The organism is Kribbella sp. NPDC056951 (assembly GCF_042674205.1).
GTDB lineage: Bacteria > Actinomycetota > Actinomycetes > Propionibacteriales > Kribbellaceae > Kribbella > Kribbella yunnanensis.
This window is the reverse complement of sequence record NZ_JBHUQZ010000002.1, coordinates 994,824-1,019,972: the sequence shown is the minus strand read 5'-3', so window position 1 is coordinate 1,019,972 and position 25,149 is coordinate 994,824. Positions and strand designations below refer to the sequence as shown.

Here is a 25,149-nt window from a genome sequence, read left to right as displayed (position 1 = left end):
GTGAGCGCCAACATGTGAGCGCTAACAGTCCGCCTGCGTGTCCCCGGAAGGGAAAGTTGTGATGAAGAGGTTCTTGGCCACCGTGAGTGGCGCCCTGCTGGTGCTCGGTCTTGCGGCCTGTGGTGGTGAGGGAGCGGGTGGCAGCACCGACACTGCGAGTCAGCAGCCGAAGGATCTGACCATCGGGGTGTCGATGCCGACGCAGACGTCCGAGCGCTGGATCGCCGACGGCAAGGCCGTGAAGGAGAAGCTGGAGGCGAAGGGGTACAAGGTCGACCTGCAGTACGCGAACGACGACATCCCGACGCAGTCCCAGCAGGTCGACCAGATGATCACCCAGGGCGCCGACGTACTGGTCGTCGCCGCCATCGACGGCACCGCGCTGAGCGGCCAGCTGCAGGCGGCCGCCGACAAGAAGATCCCGGTGATCGCCTACGACCGGTTGATCCGCGGCAGCCAGAACGTCGACTTCTACGTCAGCTTCGACAACTACAAGGTCGGTGTCGCGCAGGGCAAGGCGCTGCTGCGGGGGCTCGGGCTGGAGAACGCGGACGGTTCGAAGGGCGCCAAGAAGGGCCCGTTCAACATCGAGCTGTTCGCCGGGTCGCTGGACGACAACAACACGCACTTCTTCTTCCAGGGCGCCGAGGACACGCTGAAGCCGTACCTCGCCGACGGATCGCTGGTCATCAAGTCCAAGCAGACCAAGATGGAGCAGGTCGCGACCCTGCGCTGGCAGCAGGAGGCCGCGCAGAAGCGGATGGAAGACCTGCTGACCTCGAGCTACAACGACGGCGCCAAGGTCGCGGGTGTGCTCTCGCCGTACGACGGCATCTCCCGCGGCATCATCACCGCGCTGCAGAACGCGGGCTACGGTACGGCGGCCAACCCGATCCCGGCGATCACCGGCCAGGACGCGGAGATCGCGTCGGTCAAGCTGATCGCCGACGGTGTCCAGAGCTCGACGATCTTCAAGGACACCCGGCTGCTCGCCGACCAGGCCGTCAATGCGGCGGAGGCGTTCCTGCAGAAGAAGACGCCTGAGGCCAACGACTCCAAGTCGTACGACAACGGCGTCAAGGTGGTCCCGGCGTACCTGCTGCCGATCCAGACGGTCTTCAAGGACGACATCACGAAGGCGCTGGTCGACTCCGGCTACTACACGGCCGCCGAGGTGGCCGCCGGTCAAGCCAAGTGACCGACGACGTCCTGCTGGAGATGCGGGGGATCACCAAGAGCTTCCCCGGCGTCAAGGCGCTCGAGGAGGTGTCCCTCGCCGTCCGGCGAGGGGAGATCCACGCGATCTGCGGTGAGAACGGCGCCGGCAAGTCGACCCTGATGAAGGTGCTGTCGGGCGTCTATCCCAGCGGCACCTACGACGGTGAGATCAGGTTCGACGGGAAGCCCGTGCACTTCGCGGGCATCCGGGACAGCGAAGCCGCCGGCATCGTCATCATCCATCAGGAGCTGGCGCTCGTTCCGTACCTGTCGATCGCGGAGAACATCTTTCTCGGCAACGAACGGCGCGGACGCGGCGGGTTGATCGACTGGAACAAGACGAACGCCGATGCCCAGGAGCTGCTGGCATCGGTGGGGTTGCACGAGAACCCGGTCTCGCCGGTGATCCAGCTCGGTGTCGGCAAGCAGCAGCTGGTCGAGATCGCGAAGGCGATGGCCAAGGACGTCCGGCTGCTGATTCTCGACGAGCCGACCGCCGCCTTGAACGACGTGGACTCGGCGCATCTGCTCGACCTGCTCCGGCGGCTGCGCGACCGCGGTGTCACCTGCATCATGATCTCGCACAAGCTGAGCGAGATCACCGCGATCGCCGACACCACGACGGTGATCCGGGACGGCCGTACGGTCGAGACCCTCGACATCCGTTCCGGGGAGGTGACCCAGGAGCGGATCATCCGGGGCATGGTCGGCCGCGACCTGGAAAGCTTCTACCCGGAGCGGGTCTCCGAGCCCGGGGCCGAGGTGCTCCGGATCGAGGACTGGACGGCGTGGCATCCGGTGCAGCACCGCAAGGTCGTCGACGGCGCGACGCTCGACGTACGGGCCGGTGAGGTTGTCGGTATCGCCGGGCTGATGGGCGCCGGGCGGACCGAGCTCGCGATGAGCGTCTTCGGACGCTCGTACGGGCGCAACATCAGCGGCCGGCTCTTCGTGCACGGTAACGAGGTGCGGGCCCGGACGGTGGCCGAGGCGATCGAGCACGGGATCGCCTACGCCACCGAGGACCGCAAGCGGTACGGGCTGAACCTGATCGCCGACGTCCGGGCCAATGTCTCGGCCGCGGGCCTCGGCAAACTGGCCCGGGCCGGCTGGGTCAACGGCAACGAGGAGATCAAGGTCGCCGAGGCCGGCCGGCGCGACCTGAACATCAAGACCCGCACCGTGATGGACACCGTCGGCACCTTGTCCGGCGGTAACCAGCAGAAGGTCGTGCTGGCGAAATGGCTGTTCACCGATCCCGACGTACTGATCCTCGACGAACCGACGCGGGGGATCGACGTCGGCGCGAAGTACGAGATCTACACGATCGTCAACGCCCTGGTCGCCCAGGGCAAGGCGGTGATCATCATCTCGTCGGAGCTGCCGGAACTGCTCGGGATGTGCGACCGGATCTACACGCTGTCGGCCGGCCGGATCACCGGTCAGGTGCCGGTCGGCGAGGCAACACAGGAAAACCTCATGGCGCTGATGACCATGGAGAAGGAGCTCGCGGGATGACCAGCATCAAACCTTCGGCGCCGACGGACGATGCCGCGGCGGACAGCGCCCCGGCCGCCGCCCTGCACGTCGGTTCCAGTGATCCGCGCACGCTGATCATGCGCAACCTGCGGCAGAGCGGGATCTATGTCGCCTTCGTCGCCATCGTGGCGCTGTTCGCGATCCTCACCGACGGTGTGCTGCTCAGCCCGGGCAACCTCACCAACATCGTGCTCCAGTACTCCTACATCCTGGTACTCGCAATCGGCATGGTGATCCTGATCATCGCCGGCCACATCGACCTGTCGGTCGGTTCGATCGTCGCGTTGACGGGCGCGGTGTCCGCCGTACTGGTGATCCAGAACGGGCAGCCGTGGTGGATCGGCATGGTCGCGGCCATGGCAGTGGGTACGGCGGTCGGTGCCTGGCACGGGTTCTGGGTCGCCTATATCGGGATGCCGGCGTTCATCGTCACGCTGGCCGGCATGCTGCTGTTCCGCGGTCTGACCCTGCAGGTGCTGGACAACGTCTCGCTGTCGCCGTTCCCGGCCGAGTACCAGAAGGTGGCCAGCGGCTTCCTGAACGGCCTGCTCGGCGGCCAGGGGTACGACGCTTTCACCCTGCTGATCGCCGCTCTCGCGGTTGGTGGATATGCGGTCAGCGTGTTCCGCACCCGGCTGGCCCGGATCCGGTACCAGCAGCCCGTCGAGTCGTTCCCGCTGTTCGTGGCCCGGGTGCTGCTGGTGGCAGCAGTCGTCATGTACTTCGCCTGGCAGCTCGCCCACGCCCGCGGACTGCCGATCGTGCTGATCATTCTGGCCGTCCTCGTGATCGCCTACGGCCTGATGACCAAGGACACCGTCTTCGGCCGCCAGGTCTACGCGATCGGCGGCAACCTGTCCGCCGCCATGCTGTCCGGTGTGAAGGTCCGCAAGGTCAACTTCTGGATCTTCGTCAACATGGGCTTCCTGGCCGGTGTCGCGGGCACCATCTACTCGTCCCGCTCCAACGGCGCCCAGCCCGCGGCCGGCAACATGTTCGAGCTCGACGCGATCGCAGCAGCCTTCATCGGTGGCGCAGCAGTCGCCGGCGGCGTCGGCACGGTCGTCGGTGCCGTGGTCGGTGGTCTGATCATGGCCGTGATGAGCAACGGCATGCAGCTGATGGGCGTCGAGCAGTCCACCCAGTCCGTCGTGAAGGGCCTCGTGCTGCTGCTGGCCGTTGCCTTCGACATCTACAACAAGCGCCGGGCGGGCAACGCTCGATGACCACTCTGGGACCAGCTGCTCCGCGACGGACCCCGTACGTCGCTCCGTTGCCGCTGAGCGCGGCACGACTCGACCCCGGTTCGTTGCTGGGCAGCTGGCAGGAGCTGAACGCGGCTGCGACGATTCCGCACTGCCTGGACAACATCCGGCGTACCGGCGTGCTCGAGAACTTCAGCCGGCTCACCGAGGACGTTCCGCCGGGCAAGTTCGTGGGATTCTGGTTCGCGGACTCGGACCTGTACAAGACACTTGAAGCGATCGGCTGGGAGATGGGCCGCAGCGGCACCGACCAGTGGGCCGAGGTCCTGCCCGAGGTGGCGGATCTCCTCGAGAGCGTGCAGGAATCCGACGGCTACCTCAACTCCTACGTGCAGGGGTCCCCTGACCAGGAACGCTTCGGTCGGCTGGAACACAGTCACGAGCTGTACTGCGCCGGTCATCTCCTGCAGGCTGCCGTGGCCCTGCATCGTGGTGGTGGCGACACGCGCATCCTTGCGATCGCGCGGCGAGTGGCCGACCTGATCGTCAACGTGCCGCTGATCGACGGGCACCCCGAGGTGGAGACCGCGTTGGTCGAGCTCTACCGCGAAACGGGCGACGAGTCCTACCTGCGCGCGGCCGAGCTACAGATTGAGCGCCGTGGGCAACGAAACCTGACCGGCGGGTTCGGTCCGCAGTACTACCAGGATCATCTGCCGGTGCGCGAGGCGACCGAGGCCATCGGGCATTCGGTGCGGCAGCTGTATCTGGCCGCGGGAGTCACCGACCTGTACCTCGAGAACGGTGATGATTCGCTGCTGAGCGCGATGGAACAACTGTGGGACAGTGCCTTCGGCAGCAAGATGTACCTCACCGGCGGACACGGTTCCCGGCACCGGGACGAGGCGTACGGCGATCCCTACGAGCTGCCGCCGGACCGCGCGTACGCCGAGACCTGCGCGTCGATCGCTGCCCTGCAATGGTGTTGGCGCATGCTCCTGGCGACCGGCCAAGCCCGGTACGCCGAGGAGATGGAGCGGGCCCTCCTCAATGCCATCGCGGCCTCGCTGGCGACGACCGGCACCGCCTTCTTCTACTCCAACCCGCTGCAGCTCCGCACCGGCCACGACGGCTCGAGCGAGGACGCGCCCAGCGAGCGGCTGCCGTGGTACGACTGCGCTTGTTGCCCGCCGAACCTGGCCCGCCTACTCGCTTCGCTCCACGGCTACGCGGCGACGACCGATGCATCCGGACTCCAGCTACACCTCCTCACCGCCGGCACGTTCAGTACGGACACACTGACCGCCGTCGTCGAGACCGGCTATCCCTGGGACGGCGACGTCGTCGTGACCGTCAGCGGGCAAGGCGACCTGGCGATCCGGGTCCCCACCTGGGCCGCCGGGGCCAGTCTCACGGTTACCAACGCCGAGGTGCTCGTCGCGCCGGTCCCAGGTGCGTATCTGCGCGTGGCGTGTGAAGACGGTGCGACGGTCCGGCTCACCCTGCCGATGACTCCCCGCCTGATCCGCGCGGACGACCGCGTCGACGCGGTCCGCGGTTGTGTGGCGGTCGCCCGCGGACCACTCGTGTACTGCGTGGAGCAGGCCGACCTGCCCGACGGCGTACTGGTCGAGCAACTGCGCCTCGACGGCACGGCACCAATCACCGAAGAACACCTGTCCGACGACCTCACACCCGTCAGACTCCGCCTCTCCGCCATCGCCAAACCACTCGAAACCGAGCTGTACAAGCCCTATCAGCCGGATTCACAGGCCGGTTCGGCGATCAGCGTCACCGCGATCCCGTACCACGCCTGGGCCAATCGCGGCCCAGGTGCGATGCGCGTCTGGCTCCCGCTGGTCTAGCCGTTGTTGGCACGACCGACGTACACGTTGCGGGCGCGGTAGTAGGTGTCGCCGGACGGGCCTGACGAACCCGACGCGCCTTCCATCTGCAGGTTGATGATGAGGTTCATCGGCTTGCCGACGAAGTTGCTGCCGCGATGCTGACCGACCCAGGTGCCGTCGAGGTAGTAGTGGATCTCGACGTCCGTTGCGCTGACCTTGTTGATCCACGCCCGGTAGCCATGCCAGCCACCCGGGTTCGACACCGGCACGATGGTGTTCTCCCAGCCACCGTCATAGGTGTTGAACCAGTTCCGGGCGTCACCCTTGAACTCGAGAATGTCACTCTCCGGCGGCCAGCTGTTGACCCCGGTCAACCAGAACGCCGGCCAAGTACCACGACCGGAAGGCGCCTGGAACTCACCCTTCACCTCCCACTGCGGGTACCGGTCGTTGACGACCACCTGAAGCTTCGAGTGGATCGCACCGGCGTGGTAATGGATCGGCAGGAAGGGATCCTTGCTGCTCTTACCTTCGTCCCAGGTGATCCGCGATCCCTTGAGCACCAGTACGCCGCCCGACTCGAGGTACACGTGGTTGTGGTCGGTCCTGCTCGCGTACATCCGCGCGCTGCCGTTGTGGTCGGAACCCCACGGATAAAGGTAGTTCCAGCTCGCCTCCAACGCGGAGTAACTGGAAAAGCTATTGGCCGGCAGCGCGGTCTCCCAGGCCAGTTCCTGCGCGGCCGCGGGCGCGGCAACTGCCGCACCCGCGATGGTCGTTCCGGTGGCGAGCAGAAAGGTTCGTCGATTGAGGGTCATGGGCGATGTCTCCTCACGAAAGGGGTGCCAGCAGTCTCTTGGGGCGCTTCGAGGTCGGGCAACACCGCGTACACACTCGAACACGATCCGTCCCAAACGGTCAGGCTGAGTCGCGCAGGATGAGTTGGGTGGGCAGGATGCTGGCGGAGCGTTCGTCGGAGCCGATGCTCTGCAGGAGGAGGCGGACCATCTCGGTGCTGACCCGGTGGAAGTCCTGGCGGATCGTGGTGAGCTGCGGGACCGAGCTGGTCGCGGCCTTCGAGTCGTCGAAGCCGCCGACGGCGACGTCCTCGGGAATCCGGCGGCCGGCTCGTTGCAGGGAGGCGACGGCGCCGAGGGCCATCAGGTCGGTGCAGACGAAGACGGCGTCGAGGTCGGGGACGCGCTGGAGAAGTTCGTCCATCGCCCGAGCGCCGGAGGCCTGGCTGTAGTCGCCGTGGGCAATCAGTCGGGGATCCGGCTTGCCGAGTACGTCGTGGTAGCCGGCCAACCGGTCGACGCCGCCGGGGGTGTCGACCGGGCCGGTGATGATGGCGATCTTGCGGCGGCCCAGTGAATGCAGGTAGTTCACCATCTGGCGGGCGCCGTCGCGGTCGTCGGCGGCGACGTACGAGATCTCGCGTTCGTGGCCGATCGGCCGGCCCGCCGCCACGATCGGGAGTCCGCGCGAGCGGAGGTCGTCGATCAGCGGACTGCCCGCATGGTCGGAGACCAGCAGTGCGCCGTCGACGTGACCGCTGGTGACCCAGCGGCCGACCCGCCGCCGATCCGCCTCCGTGCCTGCAACGGTCAGCACCAGCGTCAGGTCGTGTTCGGCGAGTGCCTGGGTACAGCCCTTCAGCAGGATGTTGAAGTTGGGATCCTCGAACAGCCGGTCGTGCGGATCCGACACGATGAACGCCACCGAGTCGGATCGCTGCGTGACGAGACTGCGGGCGTGCTGGTTGACGACGTACCCGGTCTTCTGGATCGCCCGCTGGACGGCGGTGAGTGCGTCGGGGGAGACGTACCGCGCGCCGTTCAGCACCCGGGACACCGTGCCGCGGGAGACACCGGCGACCTCGGCGACGTCTTCCATGGTCGGGCGGTGGGACGGTCCGGAGGAGCTCATGGTGACATTCTGCGCTGATCGGACCGCAGGACGCGGACCGCACCCGCCGGTACGACGAGTTCACCGGCGGCACCGGCCTGGGTGAGCAGCTCGTCGCCGGTCCCCGGTAGCACCCTGTCCTGGTCACAGTGATTGATGGCGATCGTGTACTCGTGTTCCGGTCCGCGGCGCCGGACGACTTCGAGGCCGGCCGGGAGCTCGTCGTACTGCGGCATCCCGGCAGCTCGCAGGACGGCGCGCAGATCGGATCCGGTCAGCCGGGTCGACAGGTACCAGGCGGACCCGCTCCCGACCTGATTCCGGGTCACCGCCGGATGCCCGGCCGCCGGACCATCGACGTACCGGCGAACGACCGACGCCTTACCGGCCACGACGTGTTCGGCCCAGACATCGCCGCGCTCGCCGCCGTCGAGCGACACCTGCTCACCGTCGAGCAGCGGCAGGAACTCCTCGACCGTCACTCCGAGCAGGTCGCGCAGGGCACCGGGGTAGCCGCCCGGATGGACGGTGTCGTGCTCGTCGACGATGCCGGAGAAGTACGACACCACGAGGGTGCCGCCGTCGCGGACGTACGCTGCGAGGTTCTTCGCGGCCGCTTGCGTGGTCAGATAAAGACTCGGAACCAGTACGACGGGGTAGCGCGACAGGTCCCCTTCAGGGTGGACGAAGTCCGCCGTCAGGTGCGACCGCCAGGTGGTCTCGTAGAACGCCGCCATCCGATCCAGGTAGGACAGATCCGATGAAGGCCGCCATTCCAGCTCGAGTGCCCACCAGGACGGCCAGTCCCAGACGATGCCGACGTCGGCGACGACCTCGGTGCCACGCAGTTCGTCGAGTTTCGCGACATCGGCGCCCAGTTGGCAGACCTCGCTCCACACCCGCGTGCTGGTGCCGCCGTGCGGAACCATCGCCGAATGGAACTTCTCGCCGCCGAACCGGGACGCCCGCCACTGGAAGAACAGCGCCGACTCCGCACCGCGGGCCAGATGGCTCATGCTGTTCCGGCTCAGCTCACCCGGTCGCTTGGCCGCGTTGCGCCCCTGCCAGTTGACCGCGCTGGTCGAGTGTTCCATCAGCAGCCAGCCGCCTCCGGCGACCGACCGGGTCAGGTCCGCCGACATCGCCAGCTCGATGTGATTGTCCGGCCGTTCGGCGTACAGATAGTGGTCGTTGGCAACGACATCGACCTCGGCCGCCCACTGGTGGTAGTCGATCCACTGGCAGTTGTTGATCATGAAGTTGGTCGTCACCGGTACGCCGGGCGAGAGCCGGTGCAGGATGTCCCGCTCGGCCCGGAAGTTCTCCAGGTGGGCATCGGAGCTGAACCGCAGGAAGTCCAGCCGCTGGGCGGGATTGACCGCGGTGGCAGCGATCAGCGGCACCTCGATCTCCGCCCAGTCGCCGTACTGCTGTCCCCAGAACGTCGTCCCCCAGGCATCGTTGAGGTCGTCGAGCGAGACGTACCGCTGCCCCAGCCAACGGCGGAACGCTGCCGCCGAAGTCGGGCAGTAGCAATGCGGGTTGGCGCCGCCGTACTCGTTGTGCACGTGCCAGAGCGCCAGCGCGGGATGACCGGCGTACCGCTCGGCGATCTTGGTGGTGATACTCGTGGCCGCTTCGCGGTAGTCCGGTGAGCTCGGGCAGAACGCCTGCCGGCCGCCGGTCCCGAGGACCCGTCCCTCGCGATCGGTCAGGCGGGTGTGCGGGTGCTTCCGGAAGAACCACGGCGGCGGGGCGGCGGTCGGCGTGGCCAGGTCGACCGCGACGTCGGCAGTGTGCAGGAGATCCAGCACCCGGTCCAGCCAGTCGAACTGGTAGCGGCCGGGCGACGGCTCCAGCAGTGACCAGGAAAAGATGCCGACGCTCACCAGGTTGACGCCCGCCTCGCGCATCAGCCGCACGTCGTCGTACCAGGTCTCCTCGGGCCATTGCTCCGGGTTGTAGTCACCACCGAAGGCGATGCCGGTCGGTCGCGGCAGCAGGGTCATGGACGGTGCCTCGTCTGTGAGCGCGAACAGGAATTGTGCACAGCATGGCATAGAGAATTCATAGATCTGAAGCATTGACAGACAAATCAGCTCGCCAACACACTGTGAGCGCTCACAGAAATGCCGCATCGGGAGGTCGGAATGGACGGATCGGGACGGATCAGCAGGCGGTTGTTGCTGACCGGAGCAACGGCGGCTGCGGGTGGGTTGCTGAGCGGCTGCAACGCCGGGTCGTCCGGTACGTCGTCCGGCCAGGGCGGCAGTGGGGGCACAGTCACGCTGACGGTGATGTACAACAACAACGAGCTCACCAAGGAGCACGTCGCGGACTTCGAGGCGAAGAACCCGGGCGTCAAGATCAACTTCCTGCAGACCGATCCGACGCGCCTGAACGCGATGCTGGCGGCCGGCAATCCGCCGGACTTCGTGCGCGGTGCCGCGGTGGGTAGCGCGAACCTCAACGCGCGCGGCCTCGCGACCGACCTGACGCCGTACCTCGACAAGAGCGCCGTACTGAAGAAGGACGACCTGCTGGCGGTGAACGACGGCTTCCGCTGGGACGGCTCGAAGATCGGTCAGGGCCCGTACTACGGGCTGGTGAAGGACTGGAGTCAGGACGCGACGCTCTGGTACAACAGCGCACTCTTCGACCAGGTCAAGGTGCCGCACCTGAGTGCGACCGAGCCGATCGGGTACGACGAACTGCTTGCCATCGGCAAGCGACTGACCATCCGCAGCGGCGGGAAGACCACGGTCCACGGGCTCGGCCTCGAGTGGGCGTGGAACCTGTTCGCCCCGATGGCCACGATGATCCTCCAGCAGGGCGAGCAGCTGTACACCGACGACCTCGCCGAGGTCGACTTCACCACTCCGGCCGCCCGGCGCGCCTTCTCCTGGTACGTCGACTTCGCGCGCGCCGGCGCCGGACCGACCTCGCTGACCCCGCTACCCGACGGCTCGGACCTCTCGACGTTCCTGGCGAAGCGGATGGCGATCACCCAGGACGGCTATTGGTACGGCGGCAATTTCGTCAAGGAGTCCGCACTCCAGAGCGTGATCCGGATGGCCCCGGCACCGCGAATGGGCGACCAGCGGATCAGTCCGACGTACGCCGGTGTCGGTGCGTGGATCCCGGCCAAGTCCAAGCACAAGGACGAGGCCTGGAAGCTGATGGAGTACTTCATGGCCGGCCCGCCCGCCGAGGAACGAGCCAAGAGCGGCTGGGGCCTGCCCGCGCTGAAGTCGTTGCTGCCGAAGCTGCCGCAGGAACTCCCGTACCAGAAGCAGGCGTACGACGTCGCTCAGGCCGAACTGCAGTTCGCCAAGCCGTTGCCGGACACGCCGTACGCGACCGTCGACACTTGGAACCTGACGCTGGACAAGAATCTCCAGCAGGTGCTCAAGAATCAGACGACCGTCGACAATGCCTGCCAGGCGATCACCAAGGAACTCAACAAGGTGCTCAAGCAGGGCAAAGAGCAGATCGGCTGATTGCGGGATGAGTCAACGCGGTTGGTCGCGGTACTCGAGCCGGACCTTCTATCTGTTCGTTTCGCCGTGGGTGCTGGGTTTCCTGCTGCTGACGGCAGTGCCGCTCGCTTACGCGTTCGGCGTGAGCCTGACCAACTTCGACGGCAGCTCACCGCGCTGGCGGTGGGTCGGTCTGCGCAACTACTCGGAACTGCTCGGCGACAGTGCGGCCTGGAGTGCCCTGCTTCGCACGATCGCCTACACCGCGATCTCGGTCCCTCTCAGCGTGGCCGGCGGCCTCGCACTCGCCGTACTGCTGAACCGGCGGCTGCGAGCGGTCGGCCTGTGGCGGACGATCTTCTTCCTCCCGTCGGTGGTGCCTGTCGTCGCGATGGCGATCATGTGGAAGCTGGTGCTGAACCGCGACGCCGGCATCCTGAACGCGATCCTGCAGGTCGTCGGCATCGCGCCGGTCAGCTGGCTGGTCGATCCGATGGCGTTCTACTCCCTGATCATCCTGACCCTGTGGGGCCTCGGCGGTGGCATGGTCATCATGCTGGCGGCGCTGCAAGGCGTACCGGCCGAGCTCGAAGAGGCCGCGACCGTGGACGGCGCGAGCCCATGGCGGGTGTTCCGGCACATCACGGTGCCGATGATCTCGCCGGTGCTGTTCTTCCAGGTGGTCACCGGGGTGATCGCGACGTTCCAGATCGTCGTCCAGCCGCTGTTGCTCGCTGAGACCAACAGCATCGCCGGTGTTGGTCAGGTGCCGCAGAGCACCCACCTCTACATGGTGCAGGTGTACCAGGAGTTCTTCACCAGCAACCGGTTCGGCTACGGGTCGGCGATGCTCTGGGTGTTCTTCCTGGTGATTCTGGCCTTCACGTTGCTGATCCAGCGGTCCGGCCGGCTGTGGGTCCACTACGAGGTCGACGCCGATGCCGACCGGTAGGAGATCCGCCGGGGCGGTCTACGTCGTACTGATGGGGCTGGCCGTCCTGTTCGTCGGCCCGTTCTTCTGGCTGGTGCTCGCCGCGCTGAAGACTCGCGACGAGTGGGCCGCGGTACCGACGCGGATCCTGCCGCGAGCCGCCCAGTGGGAGAACTTCGTCCACGCGCTGACCGATATCAACTTCCCGGCGTACGCCGTCAATTCGCTCTTCCTGTCGACCCTGTACGCGACGCTGATCACGGCGTCGAGCGCTGCCGTCGGGTTCGGGTTCGCGCGGCTGCGTGGTCGCGGCAAACAGGGACTGTTCCTGGTCCTGGTGTCGACGATGATGCTGCCGCAGATCCTCACTCTGCTGCCGACCTACGTGCTGTTCGCCAAGCTCGGCCTGGTGAACACGTACTGGCCGTGGGTGCTCTGGGGCGCGGCCGCGTCGCCGTACCTGATCTTCCTGTTCCGGCAGTTCTTCGCCGCGATCCCGCGCGAGCTGGAAGACGCCGCGATCATCGACGGCTGCGGGTGGGGACGGATCTTCGCGGGCATCTTCCTGCCGCTGTCCCGGCCGGTGCTGCTGACCTCCTTCTTGCTGTCGTTCACCTGGACCTGGGGCGACTACATCGCGCCGGCCCTGCTGCTCGACGTCGATCACACCACCCTTTCGGTCGCGATCACCGCCTGGTACCGCGATCCGCACGGCAACGCGATCCCGACCGTGCAGGCGGCCGCCGCGGCACTGTACGTGCTGCCGTCGCTGCTGATCTTCCTGTTCGCCCAGCGCTACTTCATCCGCAGCGTTGTCGCTTCGGGTGTGAAGGGATGAGGCATGACCATCAATGACAGTCCTGGAGGCGTGACCCGACGATCAGTTCTGGCCGGGGCAGCCGCAGCTGCCGCTGGTCTCACGCTCGGAGTGCCCGCGTTCGCCGCGGTCACCGCCGATCCGGCCATCACCAATGACGTCTTCTGGAAGGACACCGCCGGCAACCCGATCTTCTCCCAAGGCGGCGGCGTCCTGCTCGAGGGCAACACCTACTACTGGTACGGCGTCAAGTACAACGGCGCCGTCACGTATTACAACAACCCGTCGGGTAAGAACAGCGACACCTCGTTCAACGCCGTCACCTGCTACTCGTCCACTGACCTGGTGAACTGGACGTTCCGCGGCAACGTGATCACAGCGGCCAGTCTCGGTGCCAGCGACTGGGTCGGGCGGCTTGGGGTCGCCCGCAATCCCAACACCGGCAAGTACGTGCTCGTCACGCAGTACAACGGACCACTCGGCAGTGGCGTGTTGTTCGCGACCAGCAGTACGCCGACCGGATCGTTCACCACACATCACGTGCAGACGTCGATCGCGAACGTGGTCAACGGGATGTCCGGCGACCAGACGGTGTTCATCGACGACAACGGCAAGGCGTACCTGGTATTCAGCAACACCCAGGGACGCAGCCATCTCTACGTCTCGGCACTCCGGCCGTCCGACTACCTGAACATCGAACCCGCCACGAACGTCTTCAACAGCTCGTCCGGTGGTCGCGAAGGCAACGTGATGTTCAAGCACGGCGGCCGGTACTACTTCTGCTCATCCGACCTGCACGGCTGGAACTCCTCCCACACCTACTACATCTCGGCGACGAACATCCTCGGGCCGTACTCCGGTGAGGCGGTGATGCAGGGTTCCACCGCGGACTTCTCGCACGTGTCGCAGACCGGCATGATGATTCCGGTCAACGGCAGTTCGGGATCGTTCGTGATCTCGGCGGGGGACCGCTGGTCCGACTTCGCGGGTAACGGTCTCGGCTACAACCAGTGGGTGCCGATCACCTTCAACGGCAGTACGCCGGTGATGCGATCACTCAGCCAGTGGACCCTCAACGAGTCGACCGGGCAATGGGCGGTCGGTGCCGGCAACAACTACGCCATGAACCCCAGTTTCGAGGCCGACCGGGTCGCGACGACGAACCTGACCGGCTGGCAGAAGTCCGTCGACGCCGGAGCCGATGCCACGGCGAACGTGAGCCCGGGCCGCACCGGCCGGTGGGCGATGACGCACTGGGACGACGCCGCGTACAAAGCGAGGTTGTGGCAGTCGATCGCCGTACCGAATGGCACCTACACGCTGCGGGCCTGGGTCCGAGGCGGAGGTGGGCAGAACCGCGCGGAGATCTTCGCACGTGGTTACGGCGGCTCCGACAAGGTCGCCTCGATCGCCTCGTCGATCAGTGCGTGGACCCAGATCACCATCTCCGGGATCAACGTCACGAACGGCACGGTCGAGGTCGGCGTCTACTCCGACGCCAAGGCGAACAACTGGGTCCGGGCCGACGACTTCTCGCTGACCCGGTCCTAGTCCTGAACACCCGGTCGCCGTGTCACGCCTGGTGTGTTGTGACGCGGCGACCGGGGCTCTTGTCGCCGGTCAGAAGCCCTGGGCGAGGCGGTAGTAGGCCTGGGACCAGCGGAGTTCTTGGGTGAAGCGGCGGGTGGTGGTGTCGGCGTCGATGACTGCTAGTTCGGTGCGGGTCATCTCGGCGAGGTCGGCGAGTTCGTCGATGCCGAGCGCCGTACTGAGGACTGTGTGGTGCGGGCCGCCGGCGGTCAGCCAGGCTTCGGCTGAGGTGCGTAGGTTGGGGCGGGGCTTCCAGACGGCTCGGGCGACTGGGAGCTGGGGGAGTGGGTGGTCGGGGGCGACGACGTCGACCTCGTTGGCTACCAGGCGGAAGCGGTCGCCGAGGTCGGCCATGCCGATGACGACGGCCGGGCCGGGGGCGGCGTCGAAGACCAGGCGGACCGGGTCCTCGCGGCCGCCGATACCGAGCGCGTGGATCTCGGCGGTCGGGGTGCCGGCGGCGATGGACGGACAGACCTCGAGCATGTGGGCGCCGAGGATGCGCTCCGCGCCGGGGGTCAGGTTGTAGGTGTAGTCCTCCATGAACGACGTACCGCCGGGCAGGTTGCCGGCGGCAACCTTCAGGGTGCGGAGCAGGACGGAGGTCTTCCAGTCACCCTCGCCACCGAAGCCGTAGCCGTCGGCCATCAACCGCTGGACGGCGAGGCCGGGGAGCTGCCGCAGTCCGCCGAGGTCTTCGAAGTTCGTCGTGAATGCGGTGAAACCGCCGTCGGTGAGGAAGGCGCGGAGTCCGGCCTCGATGCGGGCGGCGTACCGCAGCGACTCGTGCCGCTCGCCGCCCGGACGCAGTTCCGGTACGACGTCGAAGTCGTACTCCTTGAGCAGTGTGTCGACAGCCGAGTCGGAGATCTCGTCGACGACCGCGACCAGGTCGTTGACGCCGTACGTGTTGACCGACACCCCGAAATGCAGTTGAGCTTCAACCTTGTCGCCCTCGGTCACCGCGACGTCGCGCATGTTGTCGCCGAAGCGCGCGACCCGCATCGTCCGCATGGCCGCGTACCCGGCCGCGGCACGAGCCCAGACGGCGATCCGGGCGCGGACCGACGGGTCGGAGACGTGACCGGCCACCGTGGTCCGGGCCACACCGAGCCGGGTCTGCAGGTAGCCGAACTCGCGGTCGCCGTGCGCGGCCTGGTTCAGGTTCATGAAGTCCATGTCGATCGTTGCCCAGGGCAAGTCGACGTTGGCCTGTGTGTGCAGGTGCAGCAACGGGGTGCGGAGGGCGTCGAGCCCGGCGATCCACATCTTGGCGGGGGAGAAGGTGTGCATCCACGCGATCACGCCGATACAGGCATCGTTCGCGTTCGCCTCCAGGCAGACCCGGCGGATCGCGTCGGCGTCGGTGAGCACCTCCTTCCAGACCACTCGGGGAGCGAGGTCGCCGGATGCGGCCAGTTGCTCGGCGAGACTGCGCGACTGGTCGGCGACCTGTTGCAGCGTCTCCGGGCCGTACAGGCCCTGGCTGCCGGTCAGGAACCAGACTTCGGTCGGGGTCACAGATGTCACAACTGTCTCCGTCATCGTTGGCCGTACACGTTCTGGTACCGGTCGTAGAGCCGGTCGATGTCTTCCGGGGCGATGGCTGTCAGCTCACCGGCCGAGCGGGCGAGGTGCACGGTGCGGGCGACGTCCTCGCACATCACCGCCGCCTTCACGGCGGCCTTCGCGTCCTTGCCGATCGTGAACACCCCGTGGTTCTGCATCAGGACTGCCGGGGATCGGTGCCCGGACAGCGTCGCCACGATCCCGCGGCCGATGTCGTCGTTCCCGATCAGCGCGAACGGCCCGACCGGGATCTCGCCGCCGAACTCGTCGGCCATCGCAGTCAGCACACACGGGATCGCCTCGGCCCGAGCAGCCCAGGCGGTCGCGTACGTCGAGTGCGTGTGCACGACTCCGCCGACCTCAGGCATTTCGCGGTACACATAGGCGTGGGCCGCGGTGTCGCTGGAAGGATCGAGGTCGCCCTCGACCACCTTCCCGTCGAGATCGCACACCACGATCGTGTCGGGGCTGAGGTCGTCGTACGAGATCCCACTGGGTTTGATGACGAACAGATCCTCGCCAGGCACGCGGCCGGACACGTTGCCGGCCGTCCAGGCGACCAGGCCGTAGCGGACCAGTTCGGCGTGCAGGGTGCAGACCTCTTCGCGGAGGCGGCTGACGGTCACTTGGCTGCCTCGTTCCGGAGCGCGCGGAGGCGATGCAGTACGCCGCTACCGCCGTGCCGCTCGCCCGCGAAATAGTCGTGGAGGTCGCGATACTCGGCGTACAGGCGGTCGTAGACATCGGCGCGATCCTCGTCGGGGACGAAGGCTGCCTCAGTACGCCCGCCCATCGCGGCGGCCGCGCTGGGCACGTCCGGGTAGGTGCCAGCGGCAACGGCCGCGTGGATCGCCGACCCGAGTGCAGGCCCCTGCGAGGAGCCGATCACCGACAGTGGACGCCGCAGGACGTCGGCGTAGATCTGCATCACCAGCCGGTTCTTCAGCAGACCACCGGCGACGATGAACTCAGTGACCGGTACGCCGGACTTCTCGAATGCGTCGAGGATCGTGCGCGTTCCGAACGCGGTCGCCTCGATGAGCGCGCGGTACGTGTCCTCCGGCTTGGTCTCGAGCGTCTGGCCGATCACCACGGCGGACAGGTCGTGGTCGACCAGGACGGACCGGTTGCCGTTGTGCCAGTCCAGGGCGATCAGGCCGTGCCGCCCGACCGGCTGCTGCTCGGCGAGCGAGGCGAGATAGTCGTGCACGGTCACACCGCGACGCTGCGCTTCGGCGTGATACTCAGCCGGTACGGCGGTGTCCACGAACCAGCCGAAGATGTCGCCGACCGCCGACTGCCCGGCCTCGTATCCCCACAGGCCGTCGACGATGCCGTCGCGGACGACACCGCACATCCCGGGGACCTCGGCGAGCTGCTCGGACGACATCACGTGACAGGTCGACGTACCCATGATCGCGACCAGCTGACCGGGCCGGACCGCATCGGCCGCGGCCGCGGTGACATGGGCGTCCACGTTGCCGACCGCAACGGCGATCCCGGCGGGAAGCCCGGTCAGCGCCGCAGCCTCGGTGGTCAGCCGACCAGCCAGCCCGCCGAGCGGGGACAGCGGGTGCTCCAGCTTGGCGGTGAAGTCACCGAACGCCGGGTTCAGGGCCTCGAGATACTCCCGGGACGGGTAGCCGTCCTCGGTGTGGATGCCCTTGTAACCGGCCGTGCACACGTTGCGAGTCTCGACACCGGTCAGCTGCCAGACGATCCAGTCGGCCGCCTCGATCCAGCGATCGGCACGCCGGTACGTCTCCGGGTCCTCCTCCAGCACCTGCAGCGCCTTGGCGAACTGCCACTCCGACGAGATCCGGCCGCCGTACCGCGGTAGCCAGGACTCGCCGCGCTGTTCCGCGACGGCGTTGATGCGGTCCGCCTGCGGCTGCGCCGCGTGGTGCTTCCAGAGCTTGGGCCACGCGTGCGGGCGGAACCACATACCGCGCACCTCGCACAGCGGCGTCCCATCGGCGAGCGTAGGCAACACAGTGCACGCGGTGAAGTCGGTGCCGATGCCAACCACGTCGTCCACCGAGATGCCCGCCGCCGCAACCGCCTCCGGCACCGCGTGCAGCAGCACGTCGCGCCAGTTGCTGGGCGCCTGCAGGGCCCAGGCCGGCCCGAGCGCGATGTCGGACCCGGGCAGCCGGCCCTCGATCACCCCGTGCCGGTACTCGTACACCGCGGTGCCCACCTCGGCGCCGTCCGACACCCGGACCACCACGGCCCGGCCGGACAGCGTCCCGAAGTCGACACCGACGACGTACTGACTGTGAGCGTTAACATTCTCGGTCATGAATGCCCTCTGTGCTGGCTGACTGGTTGCAGTTAACGCTAACAGTCAGCGGGCCAGAGCGTAATACCTAGGTGAGAGTGACCGAGACCGTGACGTAGGAGTGGGGCGGGAGTTCGAGCTGCAGGCCGGCGGGGTGGGCGGTGACGCCTTCGAAGGCCTGCGGTGCCACGGCGTCGGGGTTTGCCGGGGTGTTGTGGGCTTGGGGGGTCTTGGCGGAGAGGATGCGGGCAGTGTGCCCGGAGACCTCGCGGCCGCGGAGGTCGAGGACGATCGGGCGCGACTCCTCGGCGTCCAGGTTCGAGAGCGAGATCAGCGCGGTGCCGTCCTTGGTGGAGGCCGAGGCCGAGACCATCGAGATGTCGTCGCGGGTCGGTGCGTCCAGGAGGTGTACGGCGAGGCTGTCAGCGTCGTGGTGAGGCGTGTTCATCTCGAAGACGTGGTACGTCGGGGTGCGGACCAGCGCGTTGGTGTCGGGGTCGGTCAGGATCATCGCCTGCAGGACGTTGACCGTCTGCGCGATGTTGGCCATCGTCAAGCGCTTCGCGTGCCGGTGGAAGGTGTCGAAGTGCAGGCTGGCGACCAGGGCGTCGCGGATCGTGTTCTGCTGGTAGAGGAAGCCGGGGTTGGTGCCGTCGGCAACGTTCCACCAGGTGCCCCACTCGTCGAGCACGAGACCGACCTTGCCGCAGGGGTCGAACATGTCCATCACGGTGGAGTGCCGGCGCAGCAGCTCGTCGATCTTGTTCGCCTTCGCCAATGTCGCGTAGTACTCGTCGAGGCTGAAGTCGGTGGCGTGGCCCTTGTCGTCCCAGTCGCCGGCGATCGTGTAGTAGTGCAGGGAAATCCCCTGCAGTGGGCCCTTGCCGCAGCCGCCGATGGTGCGCATCAGCGTCTCGGTCCAGCTGTAGTCGTCGGAGTTCGCGCCGGCGGCGATCCGGTAGAGCTTGTTGTCGCCGTGGTCACGGCAGTAGGTCGCGTACTGCCGCGCCAGGTCGGCGTACGCCTCGGCACGCATGTTGCCGCCGCAGCCCCAGGACTCGTTGCCGACACCCCAGAACGGCACCTTCCACGGCTCTTCCCGGCCGTTGGCGCGCCGCAGGTTGGTCATCGGCGATGCGCCGACCCCGGTCAGGTAGTCGACCCACTCGCGCATCTCGCGGACCGAACCCGAGCCGACGTTCGCGCTGATGTACGGGTCGGCGCCGAGCAGTTCGCACAGGTCGAGGAACTCGTGGGTGCCGAAACTGTTGTCCTCGACGACGTTGCCCCAGTGGGTGTTGACCATCGTCGGCCGCTCGTCCCGCGGGCCGACGCCGTCGCGCCAGTGGTACTCGTCGGCGAAGCAGCCGCCGGGCCAGCGCAGGTTCGGGATCTGCAGGGCGCGGAGCGCCTCGACCACGTCGGTGCGGATGCCGCGGATGTTCGGGATCGGGGAGTCCTCGCCGACCCAGAAGCCGCCGTAGATACAGCGGCCGAGATGTTCGGCGAAGTGCCCGTAGAGATGGCGGCTGATCCGCGCTCCGGGCAGATCCAGGTCGATGACCGCGCGGGTTGCACTCACAGGGGTCCAGCCTCTCGATCGGGGACGACGCGCAGCCCTTTCCGGCGGCACAGCACGCCGGTGAGTATATCGATAAACATCAGCCCTGTCCGGCTTTCTCTTGACCCTGAATTGGTGCGCCCTTAGATTCGTCGAAGCGCTTCGACAACTCAAGCGAAAGGCCGCCGATGAAGTTCACCGATGGTTACTGGCAGTTGCGGCCCGGGGTGAGCCGGCTGTCGCCCGCCGGTGTCGAGAGTGTGGAGGCGGGGGAGCGGTCGGTGACCGCGTTCGCGCCGGCCCGCCGGATCGACCGCCGCGGTGACACGCTGAACCAGCCGTTGTTCACGATCACGCTCGATGCGCCTGCGGAAGGCGTGATCGGCGTCCGGATCGTTCACCACGCCGGCGGACTACCGCCCAGGCCGGCGTTCGAGCTGGAGACCGATGACCTGCATCCGGTCAAGGTCGAGGTGGACGAGACGACCGCGCGATTGACCAGCGGCGACCTGACCGCCGTACTGCAGCTCGATGGTCCTTGGGACCTACGCTTCGAGGACGGTCGCGGTGAGCTGACCGGCTCGGGCGCCCGCAGCGTCGGGCTGATCACCGACGCGGATGGCCGGCAGTACCTGCACGAGCAGCTGTCGCTCGGAGTTGGCGAGAGCGTCTACGGGCTCGGTGAGCGGTTCGGTCCGCTGGTGAAGAACGGCCAGGTCGTCGACATCTGGAACGCCGACGGCGGTACGTCGAGCGAGCAGGCGTACAAGAACGTCCCGTTCTACATGAGCAGCCGCGGGTACGGCGTACTGGTCGACACCCCGGCGCATGTCTCGTTCGAGGTCGGCTCCGAGGTGGTCTCGCGCAACCAGTTCAGCGTCGAGGGCCAGGAGCTGCGGTATCTCGTCTTCGCCGGCCCGACGCCGAAGGACGTCCTGCGCCGCTACACCGGCCTGACCGGTCGCCCGGCTCGGGTACCCGCCTGGTCGATGGGACTGTGGCTGTCGACATCGTTCACCACCGACTACAACGAGCCGACGGTGGCGTCGTTCGTCGACGGGATGGCCGAACGCGATCTTCCGTTGAGTGTGTTCCACTTCGATTGCTTCTGGATGCGGCAGTTCCACTGGTGTGACTTCGTCTGGGACCCGATCGCCTTCCCGGACCCGGCCGGCATGGTCCGGCGGCTGAAGGAACGCGGCTTGCGCGTGAGTCTGTGGATCAACCCGTACATCGCGCAGCGGTCGGCGCTGTTCGAGGAAGGGCGTGAGCACGGCTATCTGCTGAAGCGCCCCGACGGCTCGGTCTGGCAGTGGGACATGTGGCAAGCCGGGATGGGGATCGTCGACTTCACCAACCCAGCGGCGACGGCGTGGTACCGGTCCAAGTTGCAAGGCCTCATCGATCTGGGCGTCGACTGTTTCAAGACCGACTTCGGTGAGCGGATCCCGACCGACGTCAGCTGGTACGACGGTTCCGATCCGGAGCGCATGCACAACTACTACCCGCACCTCTATAACGAGGCGGTCTTCGATCTGCTGCGCGAGAACCGCGGTGATGGCGAAGCCGTTCTGTTCGCGCGATCGGCGACAGCCGGTGGTCAGCAGTTCCCAGTCCACTGGGGTGGCGACTGTGAGTCGACGTTCGAGGCGATGGCCGAGTCGCTGCGCGGTGGCCTGTCGCTGGCATCGTCCGGCTTCGGCTACTGGAGTCACGACATCGGTGGCTTCGAGGGCACACCGGATGCCGCGGTCTTCAAGCGCTGGGTGCCTTTCGGCTTGCTGTCCTCGCATTCGCGGCTGCACGGCTCGAGCTCGTACCGCGTGCCGTGGGCCTTCGACGACGAAGCGGTGGCCGTACTGCGTCGCTTCACCAAGCTCAAGTTGTCACTGATGCCGTACCTCGCCGAGGTCGCGGAACAGGCGCACCAGACCGGTACGCCGATGATGCGGCCGATGGTGCTGGAGTTCCCGGACGATCCCGCGGTCAGTCACCTGGATCGCCAGTACATGCTCGGTCCGGACATCCTCGTCGCGCCGATACTGAGTGCCGATGGCGCAGTGACCTTCTACCTGCCAGAGGGCCGGTGGACGAGCTTGCTGGATGGCGAGCAGCTCAATGGTGCGCGTTGGTTCACTCAGCAGCACGGCTTCGATAGCCTGCCGGTCTACGTCCGTGAAGGTGCGATCCTGCCGGTGGGTGCGGTCGACGACCGGCCGGAGTACGACTGGGCCGACGGGGTCGAGCTGCGGTGGTTCCAGCCCACCGAAGGTGACGTCCGCCGGATTCGGTTGCCTCGGCCCGGTGGCGGTACCGCCGCAGTCGTCGAGCTGACGCTGACCGACGGTCAGCCGGTGGCCGCAGTTGTCGAAGGCAACTGCGACCACTTCACGATAACCGTCAGCTGAAGGACAGCTCGCGCAGGAACACCCCGGCTTCGGCGAACACGACGTACAGCGTGTGAACGCCGGAGCCGGCGGCGAGTGCGGTGGTGAGCTGCGTCCAGCTGGTCGGGTCGACCTCGACGGTGGCCAGCACAGGACCGTGGTACGGGTCGTCGAGCCGGAGCTCGATCGTGGCCGGCTTGGAGAGCTCGCTGGCCACGGTGAGCAGGCACTCCACCGGGCCGGAGCCGAAGTCGGTGTCCGCAAAGGCGAGCCAAGCACCTGGGTGCTCAGACCGTACGGCGTCGCCGTGGTCGGCGTCCGTGAGCGTGAGGCCGCAGTACTCGTCGAACGTGTCAGCCCGCAGGGGAACCGTCAGTTCGCGGTCAGGGATCGGATCGCCGAGTACGTCGACCGGTGCGCTGAGCCGGATGTCGGTACACGACCGCCCGATCAGGATGCTGTGCCGAGCCGGCTCGATCCAGTAGCAATCCCGCGTCACGTCCCAGATCGCCAGATCGGCGGCCCGGACGGTCAGCTCGGCCCGCGCGGATTCACCGGGCTCGAGATCGAGGTGCTGGACGGCGCGGAGGCGGCGCAGCGGCTGCTTGACCCGCGAGTTCTGCTGATGGGTGTAGAGCTGGACGACCTCGTGGCCCGGCCGGGTGCCGGTATTGGTGACTGTGCAGCTCACCAGCACCTCGCCGTCCTTGGCGATCGTCGGCGTGCCGATCTCCAGCTCGCCGTACGCGAAGGTCGTGTAGCTGAGGCCGTGGCCGAAGGGGTAGAGCGGAGTGCCACGGAAGTACTGGTAGGTGGCGTCGCTGGTGATGATGTCGTAGTCGAGCAGATCGGGCAGATCTGCCTCCGACCGGTACCACGTCTGCGGCAGCCGACCGGCGGCATCGACAACCCCGAACAGGACGTCGGCGAGCGCGTGGCCGTACTCCTGGCCGCCGTGCGCCGACCAGACGACCGCGGGCAGCTCACGCTCCGCCCAGCCGACCGAGAACGGGTAGCTGCTCGACATCACCAGGACGGTCCGTGCGTTAGCTGCCTGTACGGCGAGAGTCAGTCGCTTCTGCCCGGCGGGCAGGTCCAGGCTGATGCGGTCCTCGGTCTCGCGGCCGTTCACCAGCGGATGGTTGCCGACGACAACCACCGCGACGTCGGCGCGCGCCGCGGCCGCAGCGGCCAGTACGGCGCCATCGGCGATCCTCGTGAAGTCGAACACGGTCGGCTCGTCCGCGGTGACCTCGATCCGCCCGTCATCACACTTGGTGACGTAGTGACCGGACGTGTGATGGCGGAGCAGGCATTTGCCGTCCTCGACGTGGACGAGTTCGAAGGTCTCCTTGACGACCCAGCTGTTCGGCCCGGGGTGATCGGCCCGCAAGGTGCCGTCGTCCGTGACGGTCAGATAGCGGCCCGTCCGGACCGAGCGCAGCGTGCAGAAACCGCCGCCCCAATCGAAGAGGTCGAACCCGGCGCTGGACCTGGTCAGCCCGACCACCGCGTCCTCGCCGGCCTCCAGAGCCAACCCGCCGACACCGAACTGCACCCGGTCCGCACCTTCGCAGTACTCGACGGCGTCGGGTCCGAGGCGCTCGGTCAATGCCTTCACCGCAGTCACCTGGTACGGCAGCGTGCCGGAGTACCAATCCTCCTGCAGGGTGTCGGCCAAGGGGCCGAGCACGGCCACCCGCTTGATGTCGGTGGACAGCGGCAGCAGGTCGTCGTTCTTGAGCAGTACGAACGACTGCCGGGCCGCGTCCTGCGCCAGGTCGCGATGTGCCTGGCAACCGACGATGTCCGGAGCAGTCTCGACAGCGGGGTCGAACTCGCCGAGCCGGAACCGCAAGGTCAGCGCGCGCGCAGCGGCCCGATCGATGTCCTGCTGCGTGATCAGCCCACGCGACAGCGCCTCCTCGAGGAGCCGGGTGGTGCCACTCGGATCGTTGTCGTCCTGCGTGAAGCTGTCCACCCCCGCGCGCAACGCCGCCGCATAAGCGATCGCCCCGTCCGCGCAGTACCCCTGCAGACCGTAAAGATTCGCCGGTGCCCCCGCATCGCTGACGACCAGCACTTCCTGATCGGACCAGCCCCGCAGCACGTCGTTGATCAGCGGACTCAGGTGGGCAGGCCGACCGTTGACGAGGTTGTACGACGGCATCACGGCCACCGCCGCTCCGGCGCGCAGTGGCGCTTCGAAGGCCGGCAGTTCGTACTCACGCAGTACTCGGGCGGGCATGTTGCTGGAGGTCGTGCAGCGGTCGGTTTCGTTGTTGTAGGCAAGGAAATGCTTGAGGGTCGGCGCAGTCTGCAGCGGACCGGAGCCGTCGCCGGCCAGTCCGGAACCGAAGGCGATCGCGAGCTCACCGGTCAGCCAGGGATCTTCGCTGTAGCCCTCTTCATTGCGACCCCAGCGGGGGTCTCGCAACGGGTTCACGACGGGCGCCCAGACGTTCAGACCGACGGCGGCCGGATCCTTGTCGTGGAAGGCGCGCACCTCGGAGCCGACCGCCGTACCGACGGCGTGCAGCAGGTCGGGGTTCCAGCTGGTCGCGAGGCCGACCGCCTGCGGGAAGACGGTGGCGGGACCGAGCCAGGCGACTCCGTGCAGAGCTTCCGTGCCGGTCCGGAACGGGCCGACGCCCAGCCGGGGGACAGCGGCCTGATGCTGATGGAGGAGACCGAGCTTCTCGGCCGGTTCGAGCCGAGCCATCAGGTCGGCGACCCGGTCGGCCACGGGCTGCTGCGGATCGCGGAACACGTCGTCTGACTGGCTCATCGGTTGTCGTCTCCGGGCGTTCGGTGGCT

General features: G+C 67.2%; 17 protein-coding genes. 9 read left to right on the top strand and 8 right to left on the bottom strand.

What is annotated here, in order from left to right; genetic code table 11:
* Positions 1-61: 61 nt before the first annotated feature.
* Genes chvE through ACFTSF_RS12090 form a run of 4 tightly spaced genes read left to right on the top strand, consistent with a single transcriptional unit; the run spans position 62 to position 5,827 of the window.
* Positions 62-1,198, top strand: coding sequence for a multiple monosaccharide ABC transporter substrate-binding protein (gene chvE / locus ACFTSF_RS12105; protein WP_380153857.1), 1,137 nt, complete (start codon positions 62-64; stop codon positions 1,196-1,198).
* A complete protein-coding gene (gene mmsA / locus ACFTSF_RS12100) occupies positions 1,195-2,736 on the top strand; it encodes a multiple monosaccharide ABC transporter ATP-binding protein (RefSeq protein ID WP_344163378.1) in 1,542 nt (513 codons plus the stop codon). The genes chvE and mmsA overlap by 4 nt, the downstream gene beginning before the upstream one ends.
* Complete coding sequence (gene mmsB / locus ACFTSF_RS12095) at positions 2,733-3,983, top strand: multiple monosaccharide ABC transporter permease (RefSeq protein ID WP_344163381.1); 1,251 nt, start codon at positions 2,733-2,735, stop codon at positions 3,981-3,983. Before mmsA ends, mmsB begins: the two co-directional genes overlap by 4 nt.
* Positions 3,980-5,827: a glycoside hydrolase family 127 protein gene (locus tag ACFTSF_RS12090; protein ID WP_380153856.1), complete on the top strand. Its 1,848-nt coding sequence runs from the start codon at positions 3,980-3,982 to the stop codon at positions 5,825-5,827. The genes mmsB and ACFTSF_RS12090 overlap by 4 nt, the downstream gene beginning before the upstream one ends.
* Here the strand turns inward: ACFTSF_RS12090 and ACFTSF_RS12085 are convergent.
* The 3 genes from ACFTSF_RS12085 to ACFTSF_RS12075 all read right to left on the bottom strand — a co-directional run bounded on the left by ACFTSF_RS12085 (position 5,824) and on the right by ACFTSF_RS12075 (position 9,726).
* Entirely contained in the window at positions 5,824-6,627 is an 804-nt protein-coding gene (locus ACFTSF_RS12085) for a hypothetical protein (protein ID WP_380153855.1), read from the bottom strand. The two genes, ACFTSF_RS12090 and ACFTSF_RS12085, sit on opposite strands and share 4 nt — an antisense overlap.
* 100 nt (positions 6,628-6,727) lie before the next feature.
* Positions 6,728-7,738: a LacI family DNA-binding transcriptional regulator gene (locus tag ACFTSF_RS12080; RefSeq protein WP_380153854.1), complete on the bottom strand. Its 1,011-nt coding sequence runs from the start codon at positions 7,736-7,738 to the stop codon at positions 6,728-6,730.
* Positions 7,735-9,726, bottom strand: coding sequence for a beta-galactosidase (locus ACFTSF_RS12075; protein ID WP_380153853.1), 1,992 nt, complete (start codon positions 9,724-9,726; stop codon positions 7,735-7,737). Before ACFTSF_RS12075 ends, ACFTSF_RS12080 begins: the two co-directional genes overlap by 4 nt.
* Before the next feature lie 141 nt (positions 9,727-9,867).
* Here ACFTSF_RS12075 and ACFTSF_RS12070 point away from each other — a divergent pair, with 141 nt between their 5' ends.
* The 4 genes from ACFTSF_RS12070 to ACFTSF_RS12055 are packed head-to-tail and all read left to right on the top strand — an operon-like array spanning position 9,868 to position 14,495.
* Positions 9,868-11,217 carry an ABC transporter substrate-binding protein gene (locus ACFTSF_RS12070; RefSeq protein ID WP_380153852.1) on the top strand — a complete coding sequence of 450 codons (1,350 nt, stop codon included), beginning with the start codon at positions 9,868-9,870 and terminating at the stop codon, positions 11,215-11,217.
* Between the two features lie 7 nt (positions 11,218-11,224).
* Positions 11,225-12,148, top strand: a complete 924-nt coding sequence (locus ACFTSF_RS12065) for a carbohydrate ABC transporter permease (protein WP_380153851.1) — start codon at positions 11,225-11,227, stop codon at positions 12,146-12,148.
* Positions 12,135-12,965 (top strand): carbohydrate ABC transporter permease, encoded by an 831-nt coding sequence (locus tag ACFTSF_RS12060; protein WP_380153850.1) that lies wholly within the window; start codon positions 12,135-12,137, stop codon positions 12,963-12,965. Before ACFTSF_RS12065 ends, ACFTSF_RS12060 begins: the two co-directional genes overlap by 14 nt.
* 3 nt (positions 12,966-12,968) lie before the next feature.
* Complete coding sequence (locus ACFTSF_RS12055) at positions 12,969-14,495, top strand: family 43 glycosylhydrolase (protein ID WP_380153849.1); 1,527 nt, start codon at positions 12,969-12,971, stop codon at positions 14,493-14,495.
* Between the two features lie 69 nt (positions 14,496-14,564).
* Here ACFTSF_RS12055 and araA read toward each other — a convergent pair whose 3' ends face one another.
* From araA to ACFTSF_RS12035, 4 genes are all read right to left on the bottom strand, one after another.
* Positions 14,565-16,079 (bottom strand): L-arabinose isomerase, encoded by a 1,515-nt coding sequence (araA, locus tag ACFTSF_RS12050; protein WP_380153848.1) that lies wholly within the window; start codon positions 16,077-16,079, stop codon positions 14,565-14,567.
* Positions 16,076-16,729, bottom strand: coding sequence for an L-ribulose-5-phosphate 4-epimerase (locus tag ACFTSF_RS12045; RefSeq protein ID WP_344163393.1), 654 nt, complete (start codon positions 16,727-16,729; stop codon positions 16,076-16,078). Before ACFTSF_RS12045 ends, araA begins: the two co-directional genes overlap by 4 nt.
* Entirely contained in the window at positions 16,726-18,405 is a 1,680-nt protein-coding gene (gene araB / locus ACFTSF_RS12040) for a ribulokinase (RefSeq protein WP_380153847.1), read from the bottom strand. The genes ACFTSF_RS12045 and araB overlap by 4 nt, the downstream gene beginning before the upstream one ends.
* Positions 18,406-18,472: 67 nt before the next feature.
* Positions 18,473-19,966, bottom strand: a complete 1,494-nt coding sequence (locus ACFTSF_RS12035) for an alpha-N-arabinofuranosidase (RefSeq protein WP_380153846.1) — start codon at positions 19,964-19,966, stop codon at positions 18,473-18,475.
* Positions 19,967-20,133: 167 nt separating this feature from the next.
* On the opposite strand from ACFTSF_RS12035, the gene yicI reads away from it, so the two are divergent.
* Positions 20,134-22,353 carry an alpha-xylosidase gene (gene yicI / locus ACFTSF_RS12030; RefSeq protein ID WP_380153845.1) on the top strand — a complete coding sequence of 740 codons (2,220 nt, stop codon included), beginning with the start codon at positions 20,134-20,136 and terminating at the stop codon, positions 22,351-22,353.
* Here yicI and ACFTSF_RS12025 read toward each other — a convergent pair.
* Positions 22,346-25,120 (bottom strand): glycoside hydrolase family 3 C-terminal domain-containing protein, encoded by a 2,775-nt coding sequence (locus ACFTSF_RS12025; RefSeq protein ID WP_380153844.1) that lies wholly within the window; start codon positions 25,118-25,120, stop codon positions 22,346-22,348. The two genes, yicI and ACFTSF_RS12025, sit on opposite strands and share 8 nt — an antisense overlap.
* Between the last annotated feature and the right edge of the window lie 29 nt (positions 25,121-25,149).